Source organism: Microbacterium sp. NPDC089320 (genome assembly GCF_040684875.1).
Lineage (GTDB): Bacteria > Actinomycetota > Actinomycetes > Actinomycetales > Microbacteriaceae > Microbacterium.
This window is the reverse complement of the sequence record NZ_JBFBGY010000001.1, coordinates 596,589-621,117: the sequence shown is the minus strand read 5'-3', so window position 1 is coordinate 621,117 and position 24,529 is coordinate 596,589. Positions and strand designations below refer to the sequence as shown.

Annotated in this window: 29 protein-coding genes; 11 read left to right on the top strand and 18 right to left on the bottom strand. The window is 69.4% G+C overall.

The genetic code is table 11. From position 1 onward, the window contains the following. The 5 genes from AB0N61_RS03115 (at position 1) to AB0N61_RS03095 (ending at position 3,498) form a co-directional block, all read left to right on the top strand. The gene (locus AB0N61_RS03115; RefSeq protein WP_167948639.1) at positions 1–456 is read left to right on the top strand and encodes a MarR family transcriptional regulator; all 456 of its coding nucleotides are present in this window, start codon (positions 1–3) and stop codon (positions 454–456) included. A gap of 76 nt (positions 457–532) precedes the next feature. Continuing rightward, entirely contained in the window at positions 533–1,036 is a 504-nt protein-coding gene (locus AB0N61_RS03110) for a MarR family transcriptional regulator (protein ID WP_363361621.1), read from the top strand. Positions 1,037–1,104: 68 nt separating this feature from the next. Continuing rightward, positions 1,105–1,680, top strand: coding sequence for an NADPH-dependent FMN reductase (locus AB0N61_RS03105; RefSeq protein ID WP_363361619.1), 576 nt, complete (start codon positions 1,105–1,107; stop codon positions 1,678–1,680). Between the two features lie 31 nt (positions 1,681–1,711). Beyond that, complete coding sequence (locus AB0N61_RS03100; protein WP_363361617.1) at positions 1,712–2,347, top strand: DUF1684 domain-containing protein; 636 nt, start codon at positions 1,712–1,714, stop codon at positions 2,345–2,347. Between the two features lie 62 nt (positions 2,348–2,409). After that, positions 2,410–3,498, top strand: a complete 1,089-nt coding sequence (locus AB0N61_RS03095) for an alkene reductase (RefSeq protein ID WP_363361616.1) — start codon at positions 2,410–2,412, stop codon at positions 3,496–3,498. Positions 3,499–3,599: 101 nt separating this feature from the next. On the opposite strand, the gene AB0N61_RS03090 is transcribed toward AB0N61_RS03095, so the two are convergent. The 3 genes from AB0N61_RS03090 to AB0N61_RS03080 form a co-directional block, all read right to left on the bottom strand. Further along, positions 3,600–5,003: a threonine/serine exporter family protein gene (locus AB0N61_RS03090; RefSeq protein ID WP_363361614.1), complete on the bottom strand. Its 1,404-nt coding sequence runs from the start codon at positions 5,001–5,003 to the stop codon at positions 3,600–3,602. 64 nt (positions 5,004–5,067) lie between these two features. Further along, positions 5,068–5,412, bottom strand: a complete 345-nt coding sequence (locus AB0N61_RS03085; protein ID WP_167948645.1) for an ATP-dependent DNA ligase — start codon at positions 5,410–5,412, stop codon at positions 5,068–5,070. 153 nt (positions 5,413–5,565) lie between these two features. Continuing rightward, a complete protein-coding gene (locus AB0N61_RS03080) occupies positions 5,566–6,516 on the bottom strand; it encodes a manganese catalase family protein (protein ID WP_363361612.1) in 951 nt (316 codons plus the stop codon). A 219-nt stretch (positions 6,517–6,735) separates the two neighbouring features. Between AB0N61_RS03080 and AB0N61_RS03075 the strand changes: the two genes are divergently transcribed. After that, complete coding sequence (locus tag AB0N61_RS03075) at positions 6,736–7,920, top strand: zinc-dependent alcohol dehydrogenase (RefSeq protein WP_363361611.1); 1,185 nt, start codon at positions 6,736–6,738, stop codon at positions 7,918–7,920. Between the two features lie 33 nt (positions 7,921–7,953). On the opposite strand, the gene AB0N61_RS03070 is transcribed toward AB0N61_RS03075, so the two are convergent. Together AB0N61_RS03070 and AB0N61_RS03065 are read right to left on the bottom strand one after the other, a co-directional pair. Next, on the bottom strand, positions 7,954–8,772 hold the full coding sequence (locus AB0N61_RS03070; protein WP_363361610.1) for a CPBP family intramembrane glutamic endopeptidase: 819 nt from the start codon (positions 8,770–8,772) through the stop codon (positions 7,954–7,956). Positions 8,773–8,837: 65 nt separating this feature from the next. Further along, the gene (locus tag AB0N61_RS03065) at positions 8,838–9,275 is read right to left on the bottom strand and encodes an SRPBCC family protein (protein WP_167948649.1); all 438 of its coding nucleotides are present in this window, start codon (positions 9,273–9,275) and stop codon (positions 8,838–8,840) included. 199 nt (positions 9,276–9,474) lie between these two features. On the opposite strand from AB0N61_RS03065, the gene AB0N61_RS03060 reads away from it, so the two are divergent. Both AB0N61_RS03060 and AB0N61_RS03055 read left to right on the top strand, forming a co-directional pair. Continuing rightward, positions 9,475–10,815, top strand: a complete 1,341-nt coding sequence (locus tag AB0N61_RS03060) for a cytochrome P450 (RefSeq protein WP_363361608.1) — start codon at positions 9,475–9,477, stop codon at positions 10,813–10,815. A gap of 89 nt (positions 10,816–10,904) precedes the next feature. Further along, a complete protein-coding gene (locus AB0N61_RS03055; RefSeq protein ID WP_363361606.1) occupies positions 10,905–11,069 on the top strand; it encodes a hypothetical protein in 165 nt (54 codons plus the stop codon). 121 nt (positions 11,070–11,190) lie between these two features. Here the strand turns inward: AB0N61_RS03055 and AB0N61_RS03050 are convergent, their stop codons facing one another. Then, positions 11,191–12,165: a cation transporter gene (locus tag AB0N61_RS03050; protein ID WP_363362043.1), complete on the bottom strand. Its 975-nt coding sequence runs from the start codon at positions 12,163–12,165 to the stop codon at positions 11,191–11,193. A 5-nt stretch (positions 12,166–12,170) separates the two neighbouring features. Further along, positions 12,171–12,659: a hypothetical protein gene (locus tag AB0N61_RS03045; RefSeq protein ID WP_363361604.1), complete on the bottom strand. Its 489-nt coding sequence runs from the start codon at positions 12,657–12,659 to the stop codon at positions 12,171–12,173. Between the two features lie 138 nt (positions 12,660–12,797). Here AB0N61_RS03045 and AB0N61_RS03040 point away from each other — a divergent pair, with 138 nt between their 5' ends. Continuing rightward, positions 12,798–14,078: a hypothetical protein gene (locus tag AB0N61_RS03040; protein WP_363361602.1), complete on the top strand. Its 1,281-nt coding sequence runs from the start codon at positions 12,798–12,800 to the stop codon at positions 14,076–14,078. A gap of 350 nt (positions 14,079–14,428) precedes the next feature. Here AB0N61_RS03040 and AB0N61_RS03035 read toward each other — a convergent pair whose 3' ends face one another. From AB0N61_RS03035 to AB0N61_RS03005, 7 genes are read right to left on the bottom strand one after another with little or no spacing between them, the layout of a single operon-like run. Then, positions 14,429–14,986, bottom strand: coding sequence for a hypothetical protein (locus AB0N61_RS03035; RefSeq protein WP_363361600.1), 558 nt, complete (start codon positions 14,984–14,986; stop codon positions 14,429–14,431). Beyond that, a complete protein-coding gene (locus AB0N61_RS03030; RefSeq protein WP_363361599.1) occupies positions 14,983–15,648 on the bottom strand; it encodes a hypothetical protein in 666 nt (221 codons plus the stop codon). The genes AB0N61_RS03035 and AB0N61_RS03030 overlap by 4 nt, the downstream gene beginning before the upstream one ends. A 37-nt stretch (positions 15,649–15,685) precedes the next feature. Beyond that, positions 15,686–16,480 carry an endo alpha-1,4 polygalactosaminidase gene (locus tag AB0N61_RS03025; RefSeq protein WP_363361597.1) on the bottom strand — a complete coding sequence of 265 codons (795 nt, stop codon included), beginning with the start codon at positions 16,478–16,480 and terminating at the stop codon, positions 15,686–15,688. A gap of 17 nt (positions 16,481–16,497) precedes the next feature. Beyond that, positions 16,498–17,193, bottom strand: coding sequence for a DUF899 family protein (locus AB0N61_RS03020; RefSeq protein WP_363361595.1), 696 nt, complete (start codon positions 17,191–17,193; stop codon positions 16,498–16,500). Positions 17,194–17,253: 60 nt separating this feature from the next. Further along, positions 17,254–18,660, bottom strand: coding sequence for an MFS transporter (locus tag AB0N61_RS03015; RefSeq protein WP_363361593.1), 1,407 nt, complete (start codon positions 18,658–18,660; stop codon positions 17,254–17,256). Between the two features lie 50 nt (positions 18,661–18,710). Beyond that, positions 18,711–19,781: a YbdK family carboxylate-amine ligase gene (locus AB0N61_RS03010; protein WP_363361591.1), complete on the bottom strand. Its 1,071-nt coding sequence runs from the start codon at positions 19,779–19,781 to the stop codon at positions 18,711–18,713. A gap of 11 nt (positions 19,782–19,792) precedes the next feature. Beyond that, a complete protein-coding gene (locus tag AB0N61_RS03005; RefSeq protein WP_363361590.1) occupies positions 19,793–20,059 on the bottom strand; it encodes a Rho termination factor N-terminal domain-containing protein in 267 nt (88 codons plus the stop codon). A 123-nt stretch (positions 20,060–20,182) separates the two neighbouring features. On the opposite strand from AB0N61_RS03005, the gene AB0N61_RS03000 reads away from it, so the two are divergent. Then, positions 20,183–20,347, top strand: a complete 165-nt coding sequence (locus tag AB0N61_RS03000; RefSeq protein WP_167948911.1) for a hypothetical protein — start codon at positions 20,183–20,185, stop codon at positions 20,345–20,347. Positions 20,348–20,393: 46 nt separating this feature from the next. Here the strand turns inward: AB0N61_RS03000 and AB0N61_RS02995 are convergent, their stop codons facing one another. The 3 genes from AB0N61_RS02995 to AB0N61_RS02985 form a co-directional block, all read right to left on the bottom strand. Beyond that, a complete protein-coding gene (locus AB0N61_RS02995; protein ID WP_167948912.1) occupies positions 20,394–20,600 on the bottom strand; it encodes a CsbD family protein in 207 nt (68 codons plus the stop codon). Between the two features lie 167 nt (positions 20,601–20,767). Then, complete coding sequence (locus AB0N61_RS02990) at positions 20,768–21,067, bottom strand: hypothetical protein (protein ID WP_363361587.1); 300 nt, start codon at positions 21,065–21,067, stop codon at positions 20,768–20,770. 177 nt (positions 21,068–21,244) lie between these two features. After that, the gene (locus AB0N61_RS02985) at positions 21,245–21,592 is read right to left on the bottom strand and encodes a hypothetical protein (protein WP_363361585.1); all 348 of its coding nucleotides are present in this window, start codon (positions 21,590–21,592) and stop codon (positions 21,245–21,247) included. A 130-nt stretch (positions 21,593–21,722) separates the two neighbouring features. Here AB0N61_RS02985 and AB0N61_RS02980 point away from each other — a divergent pair, with 130 nt between their 5' ends. Beyond that, positions 21,723–22,208 carry an FBP domain-containing protein gene (locus tag AB0N61_RS02980; protein ID WP_363361584.1) on the top strand — a complete coding sequence of 162 codons (486 nt, stop codon included), beginning with the start codon at positions 21,723–21,725 and terminating at the stop codon, positions 22,206–22,208. Between the two features lie 6 nt (positions 22,209–22,214). Here the strand turns inward: AB0N61_RS02980 and AB0N61_RS02975 are convergent, their stop codons facing one another. Next, positions 22,215–24,515: a glycoside hydrolase family 3 N-terminal domain-containing protein gene (locus tag AB0N61_RS02975; RefSeq protein WP_363362041.1), complete on the bottom strand. Its 2,301-nt coding sequence runs from the start codon at positions 24,513–24,515 to the stop codon at positions 22,215–22,217. Positions 24,516–24,529 lie beyond the last annotated feature (14 nt).

Here is a 24,529-nt window from a genome sequence, read left to right as displayed (position 1 = left end):
ATGACCACCTCCGCGGCTCTCGAACCCGCCGACGTCGACACCGCCCTCGGCGACCTGCAGACGCATCTGAACCTCATCTTCGCGAGGACGAGGACGCTCTGGAAGGAGTCGGCGGCGCGCATCGACCCCGAGCTGCAGGTCGGCGGCTACAAGCTGCTGACCTTCATCGAGCGGGCCGAGTCGGCGAACGCCCATGAGCTGGCCGAGCGGTTCGAGATGGACAAATCGGTGATCAGCCGTCAGGTGCGGATGCTCGAGGAGCTGGGTCTGATCGAGTCGCGGCCCGACGAGCGCGACGGACGGCTGCGGGTGCTGACCCCCACGCCGGCCGCCTGCGCCGCGCTCGTCGAGCTCCGACGCGACCACGCCACGCGTCTGCGGACCATCGTGGCCGAGCTCACGCAGGACGAGATCCAGGCGGCATCCAAGGTGTTCCGCCTGCTGGCCGAGGTGTGATCGGCTCGCGACCACGCCCATCGATCGAAGCCCCGCCGTCTCTGAGACGGCGGGGCTTCGCCGTAAGCTGGCGAGCATGAGTGCCTCGCCCGACGAACCCGCCCGCCCGGGCGCGCCCGCCGCCGACACCGACGGTTCTGCGCCGATCGAGGCGGCCGAGCTCGATCAGGCGATCTCCCGGGTCGAGCACGAGCTCGGCAGGCTCTTCGCCCGCATCCGGGTGAGCTGGCGAGAGGCCGCGACCACCGTGCATCCCGACCTGCAGCCTCTCGGCTACCAGGTGCTGACATCGATCGCGACCGGCAAGGCGACCTCGGCGGGGGCCATCATCGAGCGTCTGCAGACCGACAAGTCGGCGGTCAGCAGGCACGTGCGCCAGCTCGAACAGCTCGGCCTGGTCGAGAGCGTCCCCGACCCGGATGATCGGCGGGCGCGGGTGCTCGTCGCCACCCCGCTGGCGCAGGAGCGGGTGGCACTCGCGCGCGCTCGTTACGAGGAGCGCCTCGGCGAGCGACTGCGCCGCTGGACCGCCGAAGACCTCGACCACTTCGCCGAGCTCCTGGCCGCGTTCGGCGACTGAGGAGGGGCTGGACTCCACGGCGAGCCGCGACGAGACTGATCCCACCACTACGGGAAAGAGGAACAGTCATGGCATACAGGGTCGGATACTTCGTCGGAAGCCTCTCGTCCACCTCGATCAATCGCATCCTCGCAACGGCGCTGATCAGGCTGGCGCCGTCTGATCTGGAGTTCTTCGAGATCCCGATCAGAGACCTGCCTCTCTACAGCCAGGACTACGACGACGACTATCCCGCGGTGGCCGTCGATCTGAAGGAGTCCATCGCCTCGGCGGATGCCGTGCTCTTTGTGACGCCCGAGTACAACCGCTCGATCCCTGGCGGCCTCAAGAACGCGATCGACTGGGCGTCTCGGCCGTGGGGCCAGAACTCGTTCGACCACATCCCCGCCGCGGTGATCGGGGCCTCGGTCGGCGCGATCGGCACGGCGGTCGCCCAGCAGAGCCTGCGCGGTGTGCTGAGCTTCTGCAACGCCCGTCAGATGACGGCGCCCGAGGCGTACATCCAGTTCTCGCCCGAGACCTTCGCCGACGACGGAACGGTGCACAACGAGGGCACCGCCAACTTCCTGCGCGACTACCTGGTGGAGTTCCGAGACCACATCGAGCGCGTGCTCACCGTGCTGCCGCGCGACACCGACGGGTGAACCCGGGCGCGAGCCGCGTAGCCTGAACCACATGACGCTCACGAAAGCCCGCACCGCCGCAGAGGTCGTCGATTGGCGACGCCGTGTCTTCGCCCTCTACGACGCGGTGCGTCGGGCGGACTCCGCCGAAGAGGCGCACGAGCTCTGGCGCATCGAGCGCGACGACCTGCTGCTGCACCACGCGGCGACCCCGCTGATGGGGGAGGATCGCCCGTTGTTCGAGGGGCTGCCCATCGCGTCGTACGATCCGCAGTGGCGCTTCGAGCTGCCGATCCTCGAGGCCGAGCCCGGAGGATTCGAGTTCGCGACCGGCACCGACGGCGTGGTGCCGTTCGAGCGGATCGGCCGCGTCGAGGTTCCCGACGCCGGTTCGCTCGACGTGTGGCGTCTGACGACCTATGGCGGCGGGATCTTCATTCCGGTGCGCGACGCTCTGGCCGGTCGGCCTGGCGGCACCTACGGCGGCGGGCGCTACCTGATCGACACGATCAAGGGTGCCGACCTCGGATCGGATGCCGAGCTCGGCACGATCGTGCTCGACTTCAACTTCGCCTACAACCCGTCGTGCGCCTACGACCCCGCGTGGGCCTGCCCGCTCGCCCAGCCGGGCAACGTGCTCGAGGTCGCGGTGCCGGTCGGCGAGATGTACGGCCGCGTCGCCGACTGAGCGTCCGGGCTGCATCTCGCCGCAGGGGAATACCTCGTCCGTCGAGCGGCTTACCCCTGAGCGTGACTCTCTTCAAACCGGCCGTCTTCGGCGCCCTCTCGCTGTCCAACCGCGTCGTCATGGCGCCCCTCACGCGCACCCGTGCCGACGATGACGGCGTGCCCACCGACACGATGGTGGAGTACTACCGCCAGCGCGCGGGCCAGGGGCTCATCATCTCCGAGGGCACGTGGCCGGCGGCCGAGGGCAAGTCGTACGCCGGGCAGCCGGGCATCGTCACTGCCGCGCAGATCGAAGGATGGCGGCCGGTCACGGATGCCGTGCACGAGGCCGGCGGCACGATCGTCATGCAGCTGATGCACGGCGGCCGCGTCTCGCACCCCGCGATCTCGGGGGAGTCGAGAGTCGTCGCACCGAGCGCACTCGCCGCCCCCGGTCAGACGCACACCCCGGTCGGCAAGGTCGACATGCCGGTTGCTCACGCGCTGACGCTCGACGAGATCCCGATGGTCGTCGAGCAGTTCGTGCAGGCCGCGCGCAATGCCATCGCCGCAGGCTTCGACGGGGTCGAGGTGCACGGCGCGAACGGCTACCTCGTGCAGGAGTTCCTGTCGCCGGTGTCGAACATCCGTGACGACCGGTACGGCGGATCGCCCCAGAACCGCGCCCGTTTCGCGATCGAGGTCACGTCGGCGGTGGCCGAGGCGGTCGGGGCCGACCGCACCGGCATCCGCCTGTCGCCGCAGCACAACATCCAGGGGGTGCTCGAAGAGGACGACGCCGATGCCCTCGCCACCTACCTCGCCCTCGCCGAGGTGCTCGCACCGCTCGGCCTCGCGTTCATCGACGTGCTCAGCGCCGTGCCCACCAGCGAGCTCGTGCAGCGCATCCGCCGCACGGCCGGCGCTCCGCTGATCGTCAACTCGGGATTCGCCGCGCAGACCACCCGCGACGAGGCCGAGATGCTCGTCTCCGAGGGATGGGCGGATGCCGTGGCCGCCGGCCGTCCGGTCATCGCCAACCCCGACCTCGTCGAGCGCTGGCGTCAGGACGCCGAGCTCAACGAGCCGCGTCCCGCGCTCTTCTACGGGCGGACCGCCGAGGGGTACACCGACTACCCCTCGCTCGAGTCCGTGCGCACCGACGCCTGACCCCGGACACGCTGACCCGCGGTCTGAGACGCTCGGGCCACGGGTCAGGGAGTCCGTCGACGTCAGCGCCGCCGTCAGCGCCGCCGTCGGCGCCGTCGAGGTCAGCGCCGCACGATGCGCGCCCGGTTCTTCGCGACGCTGCTGAGGGTGGCGCGCACGGGCGTCCCCAGGTACAGCCCGAGCGACGCTCCCGACGCGAGCGCGATGCCGATGACCGCCGCATCGACCAGCGAGCCGCCGATCCCGACCACGCCCGTCGTCGACCCGGCGGCGTGGATCATCTCGAGCAGTCCCTGGAACACCGCGACACCGGGCACGAGAGGCACGATGGCCGCCGTGGTGACCGCGACCGACGGGACGTGCAGCTTCACCGCGATCAGCATCCCGACGAAGCTCGCGAGCAGGGCGCCGATCGCGCTCGCCGCAGCGGGATGCAGGTTGAGCCCGACCGTCGCCGAGTACCCGGCGATCGTGACGGCACTGAGCAGCCCGCTCACGAGGATGATCCGCAGCCCCGCGCCGTTGAACACCGCGACGGCGATCGCGATGATGATCGCGCCGACGAACTGGTTGAGAAGCGGGCCGAACGGGGCGGGGTCGTCAGGCAGGCCCATCGTGAAGCCCAGCACGCTGCCGAGCTCGAGGCCGACGAGGATGCCGATCACCACTCCGAGCGTCTGCATCGTCAGATCGAGGATGCGTCCCCCGGCGGTGAGCGCGAATCCGTCGATCGCATCCTGAGCGGCCCCCACCACGGTGAGTCCGGCGAGCATGAGCACGATGCCCGACGCCACGATGATCGACGGGCGGATGCCGACGAACGGCTCGATGCCGGCCGCTCCGAGCGCCGAGACGGCGACCGCGACGACGGTCGTCACGAAGCCTCCGGCGATCTGACTGAAGAACAGCGGAACGCGCACGCGGGCGAGTCCTGCCTGGGTCAGTGCCGCGCAGAGCGCCGCGACGAAGGTGAGACCGACGATGAGGGGCGAGGCCCCGAGCATGATGCTCACTCCGACGGCGAGCAGCGCCCGGGCCACGATGACCACCGGCTGCTGGTAGCCGAACGGCACTCGGCGCAGCGCGCGGAACGTCGATCGGGCCGACTCGAGATCGAGCCCGTCGTCGATGTCGGCGACCAGGGCCTGAACTCGCTGCAGCTTGGCGTGGTCGGGTGCCGCGACGCGGACGACCCGCACGAGAGTCTCGGGCCACACTTCGCCGCTCAGGTGGAACGAGACCGTGATCGAGTTGTAGGTGACATCGACCTGCACGTCGCGCATGCCGTATGCGGCGCAGACGCGTGTGATCGCGAGCGTGACTTCGTGCGCTGAGGCGCCGACGCCGAACATCGATTCACCGATGCGGGTCGCGAGGTCGAGCACACGCGGCACCGTGCGTTCGTCGATGACGGGCATCGCCTCGGTGTGGGCGACGGACGAGGGATCGGTGTGCAGGATCCTGCGCACGGAGGCGAGCAGTCGCCGCTCGGGATTCGGGGACACCACCCCATTCTTCCTCCTCGCGACCCATACGGCGGACGCCGCGGGTCGCGAGGAGGAAGAACGGTCAGGCCTGCGCCGGAACCTCGATGCGCTCGACCGGCGGCGCTGCGCCTTCGGCCGGCTCGCTCACGAGGCGGAGGCCGCCGGGAGCGTTCGCGGTGAAGGCCAGGGCCTCGATCCACGCGCGGTTGATCTGCGGCTGGCGGCTGCCGCTGTACTTGAAGACGAGGGAGCTGCCGGCGTGCACCCACACGGTCGTGCGGCCCCCGCCGACACCCATGTCGTCGCGCCACGAGAACGAGAAGGGCTCGCCTCTTCTGAGCTTCGCCGTCATCACGAGCTGCAGGTGCGTGAGCGCCCTGTCCTCGATGTCGGACTTGACGGTTCCCTCGTAGATGAACTTGCCCATGATGATCTCCCCGATCCGCCACAGTGCCCGCGAGACGAGGCGTATCGAATGATCACCGTTGGTGCATCCAGTTTCCCATATTCCGATGTTCAGTGCGCCTCTCGTGTGCTCAGCGATCCGTGTGTCGCCCGGGGTGGCGTCGCGTGCCGCTCATCACTTCATGCGGCCGAAGGTGGCGTCGATGTCGGCCATCTCCATCGCGGCGGTCGCTTCGATCAGTGCCCTGAGGTCCTTGTCGGCCCCGGGAGAGAACTCTTCGAGGCGTTCGGGCGAGATCGTCATCGGTGCGCCGACCGGGGCCTGTTCGCTCGCGTCCAGCGTCGTCCCGTCGTTCGACGGCGATGCACCCTGGAAGATCTTGCCCGCCTCCGAGGCATCCGTGAGATCGAAGGAGTACTGCTTGCTCTGCAGACCGAGGTCGAGCAGCTTCTTGACCTCGGGGAACTGCTCGGCGTTGGTCTTCGGGATCGGCAGCGAGGTGCGCCAGTTCACGCCGAGCGTCTCGAGCGCCTTGGCGTACGCGTTCTCGTGGGCCTGGTCGCGCACGATCAGGTACGAGATCGTGCTGCGCGCGGTCTTGTTGTCGGTCATCTCGTACAGCCGGCACTTCTGCAGGCGACCCGTCGACTCGAGCATCAGGTTGTAGAGCAGATCGAGCACGAGGTTGCCCGAGTTGTAGACATAGCTGCCCATCCACGGATTCCCGGCCGCGTCGACGGGAAGCGCCCCCTGCGCGCCGACCAGGTAGTGGTGGATGTTGCTCGTGTCGAGGGCGATGTTCAGGGGAGTCGCGCCGCCGGCACCGGGCTTGTCGACCGGGTCGGTGGGCTTGCCCTGGTACTGGGGCGATCCGTCGAGCAGCCGCGAGATCGTGGTGCCGATGAGCTCGACGTGGCTGATCTCCTCGGTGCCGATGCCCTGGATGAGGTCCTTGTACGGCTTGCCGTCGGGGCCCCGGAAGTTGATGCTCTGGAAGAGGTACTGCATCATCGTGCGCATCTCGCCGAACTGGCCGCCGAGGCCCTCCTGCAGCGCGTTCGCCGCGGCGGGATCCGGCTCGTCCTGTGCGATCTCGTTGATGAACTCCTGAAGATGGAAATACATGTCGGCCTCCGTCGGTCGTGTCTGGGTGAGGGGCCAACTGTGCGCCTCGCCCGGGAGGTCGCGCCCCTCCCTCGACGTCGCGGGGAGATGGTCCTAGGATGCGCGGCCGTGCCCGCGGGCGCGCCCGCGTCGACGCGCGCGATGGGTGTGTCAACCCTCTGTCGGATCCGTCATCGCTGGTGGAGGGTGGCCGTTCGATACGCAACGAGGAGGCTGACGATGAAGGCACTCACCTGGCAGGGAACACGCAACGTGGCGGTGGAGGAGGTACCCGATCCGGTCATCGAGCGCCCGACGGATGCGATCGTCCGCATCACGTCGTCAGCGATCTGCGGCTCCGATCTGCACCTCTACGAACTGCTCGGCCCGTTCCTCGACAAGGGCGACATCCTCGGTCACGAGCCGATGGGGGTCGTGGTCGAGGTGGGCAGTGCCGTGCGCGACCTGGCGGTCGGCGATCGCGTCGTCATCCCCTTCAACATCTCGTGCGGCCACTGCTTCTTCTGCCTGCGCGGCCTGCAGTCGCAGTGCGAGACGACCCAGGTGACGGAGTACGGCAGCGGCGCGGCGCTGTTCGGATACACGAAGCTCTACGGTCAGGTGCCCGGAGGTCAGGCCGAGTACCTGCGGGTTCCGCTCGCCGACCACAACCACATCAAGGTCGCCTCCGACCTCCCCGACGAGCGGTACCTCTACCTGAGCGACATCCTGCCGACGGCGTGGCAGGGGGTGGAGTACGCGAACGTGCCCGAGGGCGGGACGCTCGCGGTGATGGGACTCGGCCCCGTCGGGCAGTTCGCCGCCCGCATCGGAGCTCACCGCGGTTACCGGGTGCTGGCCGTCGACCCGGTCGCCGAACGCCGGGAGATGGCGGCACGACACGGCATCGAGGTGTTCGACCTCACGGATGACGTCGTGGCGGAGCTGCGGGACCTCACCGACGGACGCGGAGCGGATTCTGTGGTCGACGCGGTCGGCATGGAGGCGCACGGCAACGCCGGTGTCGCGCTCGTGCAGAAGGCCGTCGGGCTGCTGCCGGACCCTGCCGCCCGCGCCGTGTTCGACAAGGCGGGGATCGACCGTCTCGCCGCTGTATACGCGTCGATCGACGTCGTGCGTCGCGGAGGCACGGTGTCGCTCAGCGGCGTCTATGCGGGCGATGCCGACATCCTGCCGATGAAGACCCTGTTCGACAAGCAGATCGGCATCCGCATGGGACAGTGCAACGTGAAGCGCTGGACGGACACCCTGATGCCGCTGGTCGAGGACCTCTCCGACCCGCTCGGAGTGATGGATCTGATGACCCACACGGCACCGCTCGAGGATGCGCCGGGGCTCTACGAGACCTTCCAGCGCAAGGAGGACGGCTGCATCAAGGTCGTGCTGCAGCCCTCGACGGTCTGAGACTCAGCGGCGCGACCGTCGGGCGCGTGACGGTCAGGCGGCTCCGACGCTCGGGGCCGCCTGCGTCCGCTCCACGCGCCCGCGGATGAAGAAGAGGGCGATCAGACCCACGACGATCACGACGATGTTGCCGAGTCCCGCGATCGATCCGACCGCGCCCTCGACCGGGTACGCGGTGTGCAGGAAGATGCTCGGGTCGGTGCTGGCGTGCAGCAGGATGGGGGCGATGAGAGTGCCGGTCACCCGCATCGCGAGGTACATGCAGACGCCGAAGGCGAACGTGTAGACGAGCTGGAAGAGTGTGGCGAACAGCGACTGCCCGGTGAGCAGGTTGCCGGCGTGGAGCAGGGCGAACAGCGCTGAGGAGATCACGGCGACCACGATCTCGCGCTGGCCCGCCCTGCGCAGCATGGTGACCACGAGACCGCGCGTCAGCACCTCCTCGGCGAATCCGATGAAGAGCCCGGCCAGAAGCCAGGTCGCGACGACCTGGAACCCGGCGGCTCCGTAGTCGATCGAGAGCAGATGCAGGATGTTGAACAGCAGCACCACGGCGACAGCGATCCACATCCAGCCCCGCCCGCCGATGGGCTGGCGCCCGAAGAGCTCGCCCAGCCAGCCGACCGATGCCGCGAACGCGACGAGCAGCAGGCACCCGACGAGGATCGGGAGAACGTAGAACACGAGGATGCCGAGGGCGCTCTGCGGGTCATCGATCTGATCCGCGATCGGGGTGAGCAGCAGCGACAGTCCGTTGTACAGCACGAAGTACACGACGACGAGCACGACGGCGCGCCACCAGCCGCCCTGTTCCCAGAACCGTCGCCAGCCCGATTGCGCCATCTCGGTCATCCTGCGTCCCTCCGTCTCCGCGGAGGTCGCGGTTCACGACCCAATATATGGGGTGTGCATCCCCGTCAGGAGGCGCGTCCTTCCGCGAGGTAGGCGAGGCGGTGCAGGGTCTCGGAGTTCCGCCAGCGCAGCAGGGGAGCCGTGAGCACGCTCGGCACCAGGGTGGCCGGACCGCTGACCGGCTCCTCGTCGATGCGCACCATCGTGCCGCCGTCGTACTTGCGCACCCGCAGAGTGACACGGGCCTCACCGATCGGCCACCCCTTCGCCCGCATGACCATGCGGTTCGGCGGCGACCATTCCTCGACCACTGTCGTGTCGTCGAGCAGCGCCGGCCAGACCCCGACCGAGTGATGCAGCCGGGCTCCCGGCTGCGGCCACGATTCGTCGACGTCGCGCATGCGCGAGGCACCCACGACCCACGTCGGGTACAGCCACCCGTTGCTCAGTACCCGGAAGACATCGTCGGGCTGGCAGTCCATCGTGCGCACGTTCTTCGCCATCTCGGCACTCCTCTCGCGTCGTGACGATGATCGCGCCCCCATCCGGTCCACGGACAGGGGGTTGACGCCTGCCCCCGGGGGAGTGCAGCCCCGCATGGCACCCGCTCCGCGATGGCACCAGCCCCGATCCGTACTAGCACAGGGTCCTCGATCACGCCTCCCCCTCGACCTGCGATCGCGTCTCTGCGAGTGTCGCAGCATGGCACTCATCGACATCCCCGCGCGCGCGGCGCGAAAGCTCGGCGCCCTGGCTCGTGACGACGCTCCCACCCTGCTCACCCGCGGCTACGGGTTCGGTGCGCGGATCTGGCGCCGGGTGCCACCGGGCGCGAGATCGGCGCCGATGCGCCTGCTCGGCAGCGACGCCGTCTTCGTCAGGGGCGTGGAGGGCGTGGAGCTCTTCTACGACGAGAGCCGTATCGCCCGACACGGAGCCATGCCGACGATCGTGCAGGAGAGCCTGTTCGGACACGGCTCCGTGCACAGTCTCGATGGAGCACCCCACCGGCATCGCAAGGCCACCTTCGTCGACGTCGCCTACGAAGACGAGCAGGTCGCGCGCCTGACTCCCTGGCTCGAGCGCGAATGGCAGGCCGAGCGTCAGGCATGGCTCGACGGCGGCACCCGCAGCGCCTATGACGCCGCGGTCGGAGCACTGGGCCGGGCGATCATGGGCTGGGCGGGTGTGCCCGGCACGCCCGCGGCGAAGACGCGCTGGTCGGCACGGCTCGCTCAGATCGTCGACGGCTTCGGCTCGCCCTACTCGCCCGTCTACGTCGCCGCTCTGGCGAATCGCTGGTGGTCCGACCGTCACTCCGCCCGGCTCATCGAGGCGGTGCGGCACGGGGCGCTCCGGGCCGAGTCCGGCACGGCGCTCGAGCAGTGGGCGCACCACCGCGACCAGCACGGCGAGCTGCTGCCCGCGCGCATCGCCGGTGTCGAGCTGCAGAACAGCATCCGTCCGATGATCGCGGTCGCGCGCTTCGTGGCCTTCGCCGCGAAGGAGCTGCACGAGCGCCCCGACTGGCGCGAGCGCATCGCGGCCGAGGCCGCCGAACGCGGCTCGCTCGTCGGCGGACCCCTGTCGATCATGTTCGCGCAGGAGATCCGGCGCACCTCTCCCTTCGTCCCCATGCTTCCCGGCTGGGCGACGGCAGACATCGAGATCGACGGCCAGAGCGTGGAGGCGGGAGGACGCGTCGTCCTCGATCTGCAGGGGACGAATGCGGATGACCGCTTCTGGGCGCATCCGCAGCGGTTCGACCCCGAGCGCTTCCGGGGCATCGAGGACTACGAGGCGCTCGCCGCGTTCGTGCCCCACGGCGGTGCCGGCGTCGCCACGGGGCACCGCTGCCCCGGTGAGAAGCTCGCGATCGCAGGGCTGGCCGCGGCGATCACGGTGTTGAGCGACCCCGACCTGCGGATCCTCGAGAAGGGTCTCGACGTCGATCGGCGTCGGCTGCCCACCAAGCCCCGCTCCGGCGGCGCGGTGCGGTCGGCCGCATCGGCATCCGCCACTCGCGGGTGCCCGTTCCATTGAGCGCGTGACGGCGTTCTGTCAAGGGGTGCGCGTCGACCCGACTGCCCCGGCATGCTGACCGGACTGCGCACGCCGACGAGAGGAGCACCATGTCAGACATCGAATCCACACCCGATGACGGGCGAGCCGAGGCGGACGAGTCGCCGATGATCCCCGACGAGCTCGCGCCCCGTCAGCAGTCCGAGGACCCGGTTCCGAACGATCCCGACGCCGCCGGCACGAAAGATCGGAACGACGACGAGGACGAGCTCTGACGCCTGTCGACAGCGGCCGGTCGCCTCGAGCGATCGGCTACGGCGCCCGCCGCACAGACTCCCCCTTACTGGTGCGGTGGGCGTCCTGGCGTCGTCATCCTCGGGGATCCGCGGGTCACGGTCATTCGCGACCCGAGGTGTCGACGCCGTCGGGGAGCTCTTCCACCGGGACGACGACCACATCCTGCACCTTCCAATCGAGGTCGGTGATGCGGGCCGCGAGGTCGCTGACGTCGCTCAGCGACACCTTTTTGCGTTGGGGCACCACGAACGCCTCGATGTGGAAGACCTGCCCCTGATCCCGCATCCGCACTCCCGCGTCGGCGACCCACGGGCGGGAGCGCATGGTCGAGATCACGTCGCCGGCGAGCGGATGCGGGTGCCTGCTGTCGTACGTCCGGGCTCGCTGGTCCATGAGGTCGATCACGGCGGTCTTGGTGTTGCGGAAGCCGTCCCAGATGATGCCGAGACTGATGAACAGAGCCGCCGCTCCGTCGAGCCACCACAACCCGGCACCCACGCCGAGCACGCCCACGATCGACGCGACGGTGGTCTGCCAGTCGGCCTTCGCCATGTCGGCGTCCGCGTACAGGAGCTTGTTGTGAAGGACGGGGGCGAGCTTCGACTTCGCCGGCCCGTAGAGGAACACCGGACCGACGATCACGACGGCCATGACGGCGACCATCAGCCACCCGAGCCAGATCGTCTGCCCGAACACCTGCACGGTGCCGATCGTCGGATGCTCGGCGGTGACGAGCCCGACCACGGATTCGCGAGCGAGGTTGAGGCCGACGGCGAGCAGGGCGACTCCCGCCACGAGGTGTCCGATGCCCATCGCGCGGTGCAGCCCGTAGGGGTGCGTGAGCGTCGGCCGGCGGCGCACGAAGATCAGGGCGATCAGGAAGGCGAACTGGGGGATGAGAGACAGCATGTCCTCGATCCACGCGGTGCGCATGGCCTGGGAGTTGCCGACGACGAGCGCGATCACGGCGATCGTCGCCGAGGTGTAGGCGATCGTGAACCACTCCCAGCGGATCGCCGTGCGCAGCGCCTTCTGCTGTTCATCCGGCAGCTCCGTGCGCCCGAACTGCTTCAGTTCCGTCACGACCCGACCTCCGCGTCGAGGTAGCGCTCGAGCGCGCTGAGGAACGCGTTCTCGCCGAGCGGCACCAGCATCACGATGGAGCGACCGTCTGCACCCGCGATTCCGGGGTATCCGCGGGTCACGCCCGCCTTGTCGGCCCAGAGCGTCTGATCGGTCATGCCGCCGGCGACGAGGTCGAGATCGCCGCGTTCGAGCATCCCCACCAGGGTCTCCTCCGACGCCTCGGTCCAGTCGACGTCCGCGTCGATGCTGTCGGCGAATCCCTCGATCAGGTCGGGGATGCTGCCGCTCGGGGTGTCGCCCTCGGTGTCGACGAGCCCGGGATCGGCCGAGACGCCGACCCGCAGGTCGGAGTCGGTCACGGTGTCGAGGGTGCCGTCAGGGTCGGCGGGGATGGTCAGGCCGCAGCCGGAGAGCGCGCACGCGAGCAGCAGCGCCACTGCGGATGCGACCGCGCGGCGGGGAGTCCACGACGATGCGTTCACGACGATATGGTGCCGCCGCAGGGCGGCAGGAGGGAACCGGGTTGACGCTCGATGTGCCGCGGAGTATGCCGCGAGCGAGACCCTGACCGGCATCCTGATGCGGCTCGGCGACGCCGATCCAGCGGTACGGTAGGGCACATGCCCCAGGCCCTCCGCACCTTCGGTCGCGTCCTCGCCCGGCATGGCGTGGCGCTGATGGCCTGGTACCTCGGGGGCGAGGCACTGCATCGCGTGCTGATCGAGCTCGCGGGAGTCGTCGGCGGACACACCACGCTCGGCGGCCTGCTGCTGCTGCCGCTGGCGGTCGCCGCCCGTCTCGTGTCGTACGTCGCGATGTATCTCACGGTGCGACCGTCGCTGCCGCACAGCCGGAGAGAGGATGCCGGCGGCATCCGCGAGTTCGGCTCGGCCACTCTCGCGGCGATCCTGCCGTTCTTCGCCTTCTACACCGCGTGGGGGCTGCTCGATGTCGACCAGATCGAGTTCTTCCGCATCGCGAGTCCGATCGCGCTGGCCGAATCGGGCTATGAGTTCGATCAGCTCGGCGATCGCGGGGGACTCATCGGGGTGGGGGTTCTCCCCGTCACAGTGCTGGTGATCGCGCTCATCGCGCGCCTTGTCTTCGCGCGCCTCGCCGGCCGACTGCCGCGGTGGACCGTCGTGATCGCCGCCTACACGGAGGTCCTCTGGACGTTCATGCTCTTCACCCTGGTGGCGCGGTGGTGGAACGGCGTGCTCGAGTGGTTCGCGGGGCGTGAGGTCGTCGGGTGGCTCGAGGGGTTCGGCGGCTGGTTCACCGTATACATCACACCGGTCGCCGCCGTCTGGGAGGCGGTGACGTGGCTGGTCGGCATCCTGGTGGCCGCTCTGCTGGTCCCCGCGGCATGGCTCACCGTCGCCGGAGTGATCTTCGGCACGACCTTCGACTCGACACCGCCCTTCGCGCGGTGGGGTGGCGGCGCGGTGCGCGGTGCGGCGGTGGGCCTCGCCCGCACGGTCGTCATGCGCCTCGAAGGACTCTGGGCCGCCGTGACGGTGATCTGGCGGGGAGGCCCCCTTCTCTACGGCGCCTTCACGCTCGCGTATGCGGCCTGGAGCCTGGCCGAGCAGTGGGCGACGCGCGGCGTGCTGAGCGCGATCGGCGGACATGAGCCGTGGTTCTGGGTGGGGGTCTTCCCGGTGGTGAGCCTCGCCGTCGCCACTGTCGCCGAGCCGCTTCGGGTGGCGATCGTGGCCACTGCCTACGATCAGGTGATCGGTCGTCCGCACGCGGGCCTCGACACGCGGCCGTCAGGGATCGATGCGGAAGCGGGCGACCTCTCCGGTCGTGCCGATGTCGAGGTCGAAGGGGCCGACGGCATCATCGGGGAGCAGGAAGACCAGCTGGATGCCGTACGACGTCGCCGACGCGATGCATGACCTCTCGCCGTCGTCGTAAGGGACGTCGAGCCCCTGGCGCGACGACACCCAGGTGCGCCCCGACGAGCGATCGGTGAGCGTCGTGACGGTGCAGGATCCGGAGTCCGGCCCGCCACTCGCGCGGATCCGGACGCTGAGGGTGCGCGAACCTGCGGAGGCCTCGTATTCGTCCCAGGTGACTGCACCGAGGGTGATCGTCTGTTCGGACACCTCCGCTGTCTCGTCCGCTGCGGTGACGGTGCCGGAGTCTCGGAGCGAGGGGAGGACGTCGAGCCACAGGTAGGCGCCTGCGGCCGTGATGGCCGCGAGCGCGAGGGCGGCGAACGCGGCGCGCTGCGACCGCCACCAGGTCACGGCGCGGTCCATTCCGGGGACTCCAGCTCCACGCTGTCGGCGCGCGGCAGCTCGCCGAGGTCGAGCGACACGGTGACGAGGTCGTCGAGCTCCGGCGTGAAGAACGACGGGGTCAGTCGGAGCTCGGCCGCCCCCGTGCGGAGGTCGTCGGGCAGCTCGAACGCGAGGGTGCCCACGGTATCCAGTCCTACCCGCAGCGGGGTGCCCTGCAGCGAGTCGGAGGGGCGCTCGCTGGCCTGGAAGACCCGGTCGGCCACGGCGAGGGTCGCCAGATTGATCGCGGCGTCGACCTCGGTCGTCGGCGCGGCCGCGACGAGGGTCACGATCAGCCAGTTGCCGTCGGCGCTCCACTCGGGGTCAGGGCCGACGACCTCGTCGGAGAAGGTCGCGTCGGTCACCGTCACCACGAGGTCGCGCGACGTGACGGTGGTTCCGACGGCGCCGTGGATCCCGAACGCTCCCTGGAGAGAGTCGTCCGAGGGGGTGGCGGCGGTCAGGGCCCCTGCGCCGACGACCAGCGCCCCGCCGACGATCCACGGCAGTGCGCGCCTCATGTCGCGCTCCTCACCGGCAGGGTCACGCTCGCGGCGACGTCACCGGCGTTCCATGTGACGACATGGGATGAGAGGAGGACCGCTCCGACGCTGACCTCGGCCTCGTGCACCTCGAGCGATAGTTCGTCGGCGACGCTCTCGCTGGATACGGTCCAGGCGATCATCACCTCGGCGGGAACCTCGGGCTGCAGGAAGACCTGTCCCGCCGACCCGTCGGCGCGCCACACCGCCGTGGACGCACCGGTGGGCACGGCCCCGACCAGGTCGAGCAGGGGTCGGTCGGTGTTGATGAGGTTCGCTTTCGTGAGATCGGCGGTCGATCCGACGCCGATCGGGGTGGTCGACAGATTCTCGATCGTCGCGCGCATCACCACCAGCGTCTCGCCGGGCTCCGCGTCGAGGCCCTCCGACTCCACTGCCCGGGCGAGCCGCGTGTCGAGCACGGTGATCGCGTAGGTCGCCGTGCGGATCTCGTCGCCCTGACTCACTCGGACGACATCGGCGCGGGCCGTGGCGAGGCCCCCTGCCGCGATCACGACGATGAGGGCGGCGGCGATGAGAGCCGCGACGATCCAGAGGGGACGGGGGACATCGGCGATCGCGCCCCGTGCGCGCATCGTGGCCGCCCGCGCGCGGCTGCGGTGATCCCCCGTCATGCTCACGGGGCCAGCATATCGATGTGTGATTCCGGGGCGACGGTCAGCGGTCGCAGGTCTCGAACACGTACCCGTCGGCCGCCGGGGTGACCAGGTCGCGGTCTCGCAGCACCATCGATGCGGGGGCATCGTGGTCGGCGCACATCTCGGCGAACGAGCGCGGCAGCTCGTCGGTGTATTCGATGTCGATCACGGCGTCTCCGTAGACGTCGGTGAACGCCGCGCACTCCTCGTAGGCCGAGCACTCCTCGACCACCGCGAAGTCGAAGCCCGCCTGCTCGCGCAGTTCGGGCGCATCCTCCGCGGCGTTCTTCTGCCCGGCGGCCAGCCCGGCATCGTGCGCGACGTCGACGAGCAGCGTCGCGAGGGCGAGGTTGTCGTCGAGCGTGAGCGCGTCGCCCGAGCGGGTGTACGAGTCGAGATTGTCGAACTCCACGGCATCGAACCCCGACGCCGCGCACCCCTCGATCCACGGTGCGACGATCTCGGCGATCCGCTCACGACGCTCATCGGTCGAGGTGTCGAGCAGCGCCTCGTCGGGCCAGTCCGGGTCGAACACCGGCGCGCCGTCGCTCTGCAGCACGAGGTCGTCGGGCCAGGTGTCGAGCTCGCCCGGCTGGGTCTGGAATCCGTTCACGTAGCAGACCGAGTACAAACCCTCGGCGGGCTCGTCCGAGCGGTCGCGCCCCACGATGCCGACCCCATCGGCGGGGTCGTATCCGCCGCCGAGCTGGTAGTCGGGGGTCGCTCCCGCCGGTGGGGGTGTGAACGGCGCGGGCGGGTCGGAGACGGTCGTGGCACACCCCGAGAGCGCGACGACCACGGCGATGGCGGCCATCGCGACCGTCGCGCGCCTCAGTTGCCGGCCCCGTACAGTGCGGCGATCTCTTTCGAACCCATCCCTCGATCGTACGTGCCGTGCTGCGGCCATCCGGCGGGGGAGTCCTCCCACTCCTCCTGGCGGCCGTAGGGAAGCAGATCGACGAGTCCCTGCAACTGGCTCATGCGCTCGGTTCCGCGGCCGTTCGTGTGCCACGTGCGGTAGACCGTCTCGCCGTCGCGAAGCAGCACGTTCACGCCGAAGCCCTCGTTCGGACCGGCATCCAGATCGGCTCCGAAGGTGCTGTCGGCGCTCGAATACCAGGTCATACGATTTCCCACCCGCTCGCGGTAGGCCAGCGCCTCATCGATCGGTCCGTTCGTCACGATCACGAAGCGAGCGTCGTAGTAGCGCTCGAGGACGTCGAGGCGGGTGAACTGCGACGTGAAGCCGGTGCACCCGGGGCACTGCCACTCGTTGCCGTCGGTCCACATGTGGTTGTACACGATGAGCTGGCGGTGCGCGCCGAAGATCTCGGGCAGCCGCACCGGGCCGTCCTCGCCGACGAGCGTGTAGTCGGGCAGCTCGACCATCGGCAGCCGCCGTCGCTGCGCCGCGATCGCATCGAGCTCTCGCGTCGCCGCCTTCTCGCGCACGCGCAGTGCATCGAGTTCGCGCCGCCACGTGTCGGCGTCGACGACGGGCGGAAGGGGAGTCTCAGTCGTGCTCACGGCGGACCTCCGGTGGTCAGAGAGACGATGCCCCCAGTGTGCGCCCGAGCACCGACATCGTCAACCGATCGGCGAGGGGGCGCCGTCGACCGCCGGCGTCTCGACCTCTTCGGCCGGATTGCGGCGGATGCCGATCCACGACACCACCCCGCCGAGCACGAGCAGCGCAGCGGTCACCCAGGCCGCGTTGTGGAAGCCGGCGAGGTCGAGCGTGCCGCCGATGATGGTCGAGATCATGGCGACCACGAGCAGTCCGGCCACGCGCGAGACCGCGTTGTTGACGGCCGACGCGATGCCCGAGCGGGACTCGTCGATCGCGCCGAGGATGGCCGAGGTCAGCGGTGCCACCGTCAACGAGAGCCCGAGGCCCAGCACGATCATCGCCGGGAGCACCTGCGACCAGTACGAGAAGTCCTCGCTGACCCACAGCAGCATCAGGGCACCGACGGCCATGATGAGAGGACCGACCGTCATGAAGATGCGGGGTCCGAACCGACCTGCCCAGGCTCCGGCCCGCGAGCTGACCAGGATCATCAGGATCGTCATCGGCAGGCTCGCGAGGCCCGCTGCGGTGGCGCTCAGGCCGGCTCCCTGTTGCAGGTAGACACCGACGACGAAGCCGTTCAGCGAGAGTGCGGCGTAGACGAAGAGTGTGGCCACATTGCCCCAGGCGAAATCGCGCACCCGGAACAGCGAGAGCGGCATGAGCGGTGACGCCGACCGCTGCTGGCGCACCAGGAACCACGCGAACAGGGCTGTTCCGACGATTCCCGGCAGCCAGATCGCGGGGGACTGCCACCCGAGGTTCGGCTGCTCGATCAGTGCGAACACGATGGCGCCGAGGCCGAGCGCACACAGCGCGCCGCTGAGCCAGTCGACCCGTACGCCGCTCGGGTGCTCCGTGAGCTTCAGTCGGGAGAGGAGCACGAGGGTGATGGCGATCGGCATGACGTTGATGAGGAAGACGAAGCGCCACGACAGGAAGTCGACGAAGAGCCCGCCGAGCAGGGGGCCGACGAGCTGGGCAGCGGTGGTGAACGCCGTCCAGACGCCGATCGCCCGCGACTGCACGTCGGCCCGCATGGTCGCCGTGATCAGCGCGAGTGAGCTGGGCACCAGCAGTGCACCCGCAGCACCCTGCGCCGCGCGGGCGATGATGAGGATGAGGGGGTCGGGCGCCAGAGCCACCGCCACCGAGGCGATGCCGAAGGCGATCAGGCCGATGCGCATCACGAGCACTCGCCCGTACGCATCCGACAGCGACCCCGCGAGCAGGATCAAGGAGCTGAGGGTGATGAGGTAGGCGTCGACGACCCACTGCTGGGTGGTGATGCCACCGCCGAGCTCGCTGCTGATCGCGGGCAGGGCGACGGTCACCACGGTGCCGTCGAGGAACGTCACGAAGGACGCGAGGACGGCGACGGAGATCACGAGCCGCTGCAGAGGCGCGAAGCGAGAGGATGCCACACGGCGACCCTACTGCTGCCCGCAGCCCTTCGGGGCGGTCGGCGGGTCGATCATGCCGTGGCGGTGCTCGCTCGATACAGGTCGCGGAGCCCGGCGCTGCCCCGCTCGGCATAGGCCGCACGCTGGCGCTGCGCACCGGTTCCGTAGGCCTTGATGCGAGCGATCCCCTCATCCACGAACTCGTCGTCACCCAGGTGGGCGAGCGTCGGGCGGATTCTGTCGACCAGGCGGTCGACCACGCTCCACGCCGGCGCGATCCGGCCGTCGGCGGGGTCGACGAGGCGAGCGCCCGGCCCGAACCGGGCAGCCGTCCAGAGCGACGCGTCGATCGCGTCGAGCTCGACGACGGCGCAGTCGTCGAGCGCATCGCTCACGAGCAGGGCGCGGGTGAGGGCGACCGCCAGCAGGGTGTCGTCGATCGTCAGCTGGGCATCGAACACGCGCACCTCGACGGTGGGGAACCGCTCCGAGAGTCTCGCGGTCCACGACAGCGAGCTCGGATCGGCGAGGGAGCCGAGGTCCACGAACTCGGCGATCCGACGTCGGTAGTCATCGAGATCGTGGAAGTGAGGCGGGCTCCACGACGACGGGAGGCGACGGATGAGGATGCTGCGCCAACTGTCGAACCCGGTGTCCCTGCCGTGCGAGAACGGCGCATTGCCCGAGATGGCGAGCAGCGCAGGCAGCCAGGCCCGCACCCGGTTGAGCACGCGTACCCGCTCTTCGTCATCGGGTACCTCGACGTGGATGTGCAGGCCGTTGACCTCGTGCTCGCGAGTGATCTCGGCGAGCTGCGCGGCCACGGAGTCGTAGTGGGCGGAGCGGGACACCGCGAACCGGTTGGGGGAGATGAAGGGAGTCCCCGTCGGTGCGAACATCCCATACTGCGCGCCGGCGTGATCACGGAGGAGGCTGCGAGTCCGGCGCAGCTGCCTCTCGGCATCCGCTCGGGTGACGCACGGCTCCGTCGCCGACTCGATCTGACAGGTCAGGTACTCGGGGGTGAGACCCGAGCCCACCTCTGCGAGGATGCGTTCCCGCGTCTCGGGACTCATAGCCGACGGCACGAGTGTCTGCTCGTCGAGGAGGACGAACTCCTCCTCGACACCGAACCGGGCCACAGGCGCCGGCCCTAATGGTCGCGCAGAGCCGAGATCAACTCGGCCTTGCGCTTGCCGCTGTAACCGGTGAGGCCGATCTCCTTGGCGCGTCTGCGCAGTTCCTCGACGGTCCAGTCCTCGTAGTCACCGTGTTCACCGCCTCGCTTCCCCACGGCGCTGCGTCCGTCACGCGCGGCGGCATTGGAGATCCTGGCGGCCTTCTCCTTCGAGGCTCCGTCGTCCCGCAGCTCCTCGTAGAGCTCCGGATCCTTCAGTGAGTTGTTCCTGCGTCCTGGCATGTCGTCTGCTCCTCTCGCACGGCGGGAAGCCCCGCGTCAAGGCCCTCCGAGTAGAGGGGCCGAGGGTCTAAGTTGAGTGACCGATGGGCGCACTCCCCCGCGCCCCCAAGAAGGGAAACACCGATGAACATCCTGCTGATCATCGTCATCGTGATCGCCATCATCCTGGCCATCACCGGCGGGCTCGTACAGTCCCTGCAGTTCCTCCTGTGGGTCGGCCTGGTGCTGCTGGCCATTGCGGTCATCGCCTGGTTGATCCGATCGATCTCGGGCAACCGCACCCGCTGATCCACGCAGTGAGGCCCGCTTCGGCGGGCCTCACTGTCGTTAAGGATCAGTCCCTGGTGGCGTCCCGCAGGCCGTCCCCGACATTGTGCGCGGCATCCTTGACGTTCTCTCCGGCCTGCTTGACCGAAGCCTTCGTCTGGTCGGCGCGACCCTCGGCTTCGAGGTGCTCATTGTCGGTCGCCTTTCCGACGCCCTCCTTGATCTTTCCGCCGGCCTTCTCAGCTGCGTTCTTGATGTCGTCTGCTCCACTCATGGCGCGATTCCTTTCATCAGTCGATCAATGGATGTCCACCGTCGCACGACCCGAGGATCCTGCACACGGGATTGACAACCACGGCACGGCGTGACAACACGGCCGCACCGTCGACGCAGACGTCGACGGCGACTAACCTGGCCCCAGGCGGGTGGTCCTGCCCGCTCTCACCTCGGCTGCGGTCGACGAAGGAAGCGGTGGAACATGGACTCGATGATGATGGGCGCCATGCGCTCGAACATGATGTCGATGCCCGACATGGCGGCGATGGACATGTCGGTCATGCAGGCCTGCATGGACGCGTGCTCGGCCTGCGAGCAGGCGTGCACGGTGTGCTCGACGCAGATGATGGACTGCGCGCCCGCGTGCATGAACTGCGCCGACATGTGCAACACCATGATGCGATCGATGATGCGGATGCAGGGGATGACTCCGGCCTCGATGATGGCGATGCTCGACGCCTGCATCGCGATGTGTCAGACGTGCATGGATGAGTGCATGGCGCACGCCGACCACAGCGAGGTGTGCAAGATGTGCGCTCAGGCGTGCAAGGACTGCATGGATGCCTGCATGGCGGTCAAGGACATGATGATGGCGACCGCCTGAGCAGCGGCGATCACGACCGAGCGATCACGCGAGCGCGCTCACGAGAGCGCGACGTTGAACTGCGTGCGACCGACGGCCAGCACGCCATAGCGCACGTGCAGGGCGATCGGCGTGCCCGCAGGAGCCTCGAGTGCCGCGCCGGAAGCGTTCCACAAAGCGTGGGACGCACCGTCGAGCGTGCGCACGGTCAGTTCGCCCGTGCCCGCGTCGGCGTGCTCGACGATGGCGTCGGCCCATTCCGTCGGGGTCGCCGATGCGATGCGCGCCTGGATCAGGTGCAGCGCGTGACCCGCCTCGAACGAGGAGCATGCGAATCCGTGGCGGCACATGCACGCAGAACGCTCACGCACCGAGAGGGGCGAAAGGTGGTTCAGCGGCGTGGACACGGTGGTCTCCTTCGTGAGCGGACGTTCCGGCAAGAGTAGGTCGGTCGCGCGGGCAGGGGAACCCGAGCCGACACGCTCGGAAACAAACGGGCGTAGACTCGCCGCTCCCCATCACGAAAGCTCTCTTCTCATGCGTCCCATCGACGAGCGCACCCTGCGCGCCTCCTTCCTCAACGCCTCCCGCAAAGAGGTCTCCGACCTGAACCTGCCGGCCGGGTTCGCCGAGCTCGACTTCGACGGGCTCGACTACCTCGGCTGGGTCGACCCCAAGCTGCCCCGTCGGTCGTACGTCGTCGCCTGGATCGATGACGTGCTCACGGGCGTGATCCTGCAGCGCGCCGAACAGCGGGTGACCGCCAGGGCGCAGTGCTCGTGGTGCGAGGACGTCACCCTGCGCAACGACGTTCAGCTGTACGTCGCGCGCAAGGCGGGGCCGGCCGGTCGCAAGGGCGACACGATCGGCACCCTCGTCTGCGCCGAGTTCGGATGCTCGCAGAACGTGCGCGTCCTGCCGCCGCTGGCCTATGACGGCTATGACCGTGAGCTCGCCCGTGAGCTGCGCATCGTCAAGCTGCAGGAGCACGTCGCCGCGTTCATCGCGGCGGTCCAGGGCTGACCCGTCTCACACGATCTCGAGTCGGGCCACCGTCTCCTCGTCGTCGCAGGCGCCGCCCACCCACAGGCGGATCGCGCCGGGCTCGACGCGCCGGACCCCGTCGAGACCGGTGAACGCGAGCCGGTCGATCGGCACGTCGAACTCGACGATCTCCTCGGCGCCCGGCGCGAGCGCGACTCGCCGGAAGTCCAGCAGCTGGGCGACCGGGCGCGTCACGCTCGCGACCTCGTCGTGCGCGTACAGCTGCACGACGTCGGTCGCGGCCACATCTCCGGTGTTGCGCACGCGCACCGTCGCCCGGACGGTCCCACCCGCGGCGGCCGATGCCGGTGCGGTGAGCTCGTCGTGCGCGAAGGTCGTGTAGCTGAGGCCGAAGCCGAAGGGCCGCACGGGCGTCGAGTCGGCGCTCGTGACATCCGTCCGTCCGCCCAGCACCGGGTGCAGATACGAGTAGGGCTGCGCGCCCGCCGACCGCGGCAGTGACACCGGCAGACGACCCGACGGCGCGACACGACCGCTCAGCAGCCGCGCGAGCGCCGGGCCGCCCTCCTCTCCGGGGAAGAACGTCTGCAGCACCGCCGCCGGTCTGCCCGCGGGGGCTGCGTCCGCGACGTCTGTCGCATCGACCGCTCCGAGCCCGGTCATCGTCCCGGTCGCACCCGCTCGAGCGGGCAGCGCCCAGTCGAGCACATACGGACGCCCGGTCATCGCGATGAGGATCACGGGGGTGCCGGTCGCGACGACGGCCTCGACCAGGTCGCGCTGGACGCCGGGGAGCTCGAGGTCGTCGACGTCGTTGCCCTCGCCGACCGTGCCCCGTCCGAACAGGCCCGCGCGGTCGCCCACGACGACGACGGCGACATCGGACGATGAGGCGGCCTCGACGGCGGCAGGGATGCCGGAGCGATCGGAGCCGTCGACATCGCATCCGATCGCCGAGACGATCTCGGCCGCCGGGAACTCGTCGCGCAGCGATGCGGCGACGGTCGGCAGGTCGATGCCCGCGGGAGTGCCGGGGTGATGCGCGAGAACGTGGTTGACGAACGAGTAGCAGCCCATCAGCGCCTCGGCGCTGTCGGCGTTGGGGCCGATCACCGCGATCCGCGACGTCGACGTCGCCGCGAGGGGAAGCGTGCCGTCGTTGCTCAGCAGCACGACCGACTCCTCGGCGAGTCGCCGAGCGAGTGCGCGGTGCTCGACAGGGTCGAGGTCGATCGCCGTCGGAGGGGTGTCGAAGTCGGCATCCAGCAGTCCGAGCTCCTCCTTCTGGGCGAGCACACGACCGACCGCCCTGTCGAGGATCTCCTCGGGCAGGCGGCCGTCGCGCACCTGCTCGGCGAGCGTGACGAAGGCATCGGGCGAGGGCAGCTCGACGTCGATTCCTGCGGTGAGTGCGAGCCTGGCGGCCTCGGCCGAGTCGGCGGCGGCGCGGTGCATGCTCTGCAGGAAGTCGACCGCGAAGTAGTCCGAGACGACCACGCCGTCGAAGCCCCATCGCTCGCGCAGGATGCCGGTGAGGTAGTGCGCGTCGGCAGTGACGGGCACGCCGTCGATGTCGACGTACGAGTTCATCACGCTGCGGGCGCCGCCCTCGCGGATCGCCGTCTCGAACGGCGGGAGCAGCACGTCCTCGATCTCGCGCCGGCCGGCGCTCACGGGGGCGTGATTGCGTCCTCCCCTCGATGCGGAGTATCCGATGAAGTGCTTGAGGGTCGCATGCACGCCCTCGGACTGCAGGCCGCGGACATAGGCCGTGCCCACTCGACCGACGACCAGCGGGTCTTCGGCGATGCACTCGTCGACCCGACCCCAGCGCGGGTCGCGGATGACGTCGAGCACCGGAGCGAGACCCTGATGGATCCCGAGGGCACGCATCGACGAGCCGACCGCCCGGCCGACCTCCTCGACGAGCTCGGGATCGAACGCGGCGCCCCAGGCGAGCGGTGTCGGGAAGGTCGCGGCCTTCCACGCGGCGAGGCCGGTCAGGCACTCCTCGTGCACGATGGCGGGGATGCCCAGGCGGGTCTCTTCCGCGAGGCGGCGCTGCTCGCCCCACAGCCACTGGGCACGCTCCACCGGGTCGACCGGACGCGTGCCGTAGACGCGGGTGAGGTGTCCGATCCCGTGGCGGGAGGCGTCCTCGTAGCGGGACGAGCTCTTCTTCTCGCCCGACATCGGCGCGACGACCTCCACGCCCTGATCCACCCAGAAGCCGACGAGCTGCGCCTGCTTCTCCTCGAGGGTCATGCGGGAGAGGAGCTCCTCGACGCGGGGGGAGCGCGGCGCGGAGCCGGTGTACTGCGACATCATGTTCTCTTTCT

What these genes read in the sequence shown, in the direction of transcription:
- AB0N61_RS03065 (WP_167948649.1), bottom strand. Translation starts at nt 9,275, where the DNA reads ATGGCGAAGAACGTGCGCACGATGGACTGCCAGCCCGACGATGTCTTC.
- AB0N61_RS02995 (WP_167948912.1), bottom strand. Translation starts at nt 20,600, where the DNA reads ATGAGTGGAGCAGACGACATCAAGAACGCAGCTGAGAAGGCCGGCGGA.
- AB0N61_RS02975 (WP_363362041.1), bottom strand. Translation starts at nt 24,515, where the DNA reads ATGTCGCAGTACACCGGCTCCGCGCCGCGCTCCCCCCGCGTCGAGGAG.
- AB0N61_RS03000 (WP_167948911.1), top strand. Translation starts at nt 20,183, where the DNA reads ATGAACATCCTGCTGATCATCGTCATCGTGATCGCCATCATCCTGGCC.
- AB0N61_RS03100 (WP_363361617.1), top strand. Translation starts at nt 1,712, where the DNA reads ATGACGCTCACGAAAGCCCGCACCGCCGCAGAGGTCGTCGATTGGCGA.
- AB0N61_RS03075 (WP_363361611.1), top strand. Translation starts at nt 6,736, where the DNA reads ATGAAGGCACTCACCTGGCAGGGAACACGCAACGTGGCGGTGGAGGAG.
- AB0N61_RS03035 (WP_363361600.1), bottom strand. Translation starts at nt 14,986, where the DNA reads ATGAGGCGCGCACTGCCGTGGATCGTCGGCGGGGCGCTGGTCGTCGGC.
- AB0N61_RS03080 (WP_363361612.1), bottom strand. Translation starts at nt 6,516, where the DNA reads ATGTATTTCCATCTTCAGGAGTTCATCAACGAGATCGCACAGGACGAG.
- AB0N61_RS02980 (WP_363361584.1), top strand. Translation starts at nt 21,723, where the DNA reads ATGCGTCCCATCGACGAGCGCACCCTGCGCGCCTCCTTCCTCAACGCC.
- AB0N61_RS03005 (WP_363361590.1), bottom strand. Translation starts at nt 20,059, where the DNA reads ATGCCAGGACGCAGGAACAACTCACTGAAGGATCCGGAGCTCTACGAG.
- AB0N61_RS03115 (WP_167948639.1), top strand. Translation starts at nt 1, where the DNA reads ATGACCACCTCCGCGGCTCTCGAACCCGCCGACGTCGACACCGCCCTC.
- AB0N61_RS03040 (WP_363361602.1), top strand. Translation starts at nt 12,798, where the DNA reads ATGCCCCAGGCCCTCCGCACCTTCGGTCGCGTCCTCGCCCGGCATGGC.
- AB0N61_RS03105 (WP_363361619.1), top strand. Translation starts at nt 1,105, where the DNA reads ATGGCATACAGGGTCGGATACTTCGTCGGAAGCCTCTCGTCCACCTCG.
- AB0N61_RS03025 (WP_363361597.1), bottom strand. Translation starts at nt 16,480, where the DNA reads ATGGCCGCCATCGCCGTGGTCGTCGCGCTCTCGGGGTGTGCCACGACC.
- AB0N61_RS03085 (WP_167948645.1), bottom strand. Translation starts at nt 5,412, where the DNA reads ATGGGCAAGTTCATCTACGAGGGAACCGTCAAGTCCGACATCGAGGAC.
- AB0N61_RS03110 (WP_363361621.1), top strand. Translation starts at nt 533, where the DNA reads ATGAGTGCCTCGCCCGACGAACCCGCCCGCCCGGGCGCGCCCGCCGCC.
- AB0N61_RS02990 (WP_363361587.1), bottom strand. Translation starts at nt 21,067, where the DNA reads ATGCAGGCGTCGAGCATCGCCATCATCGAGGCCGGAGTCATCCCCTGC.
- AB0N61_RS03070 (WP_363361610.1), bottom strand. Translation starts at nt 8,772, where the DNA reads ATGACCGAGATGGCGCAATCGGGCTGGCGACGGTTCTGGGAACAGGGC.
- AB0N61_RS03055 (WP_363361606.1), top strand. Translation starts at nt 10,905, where the DNA reads ATGTCAGACATCGAATCCACACCCGATGACGGGCGAGCCGAGGCGGAC.
- AB0N61_RS03060 (WP_363361608.1), top strand. Translation starts at nt 9,475, where the DNA reads ATGGCACTCATCGACATCCCCGCGCGCGCGGCGCGAAAGCTCGGCGCC.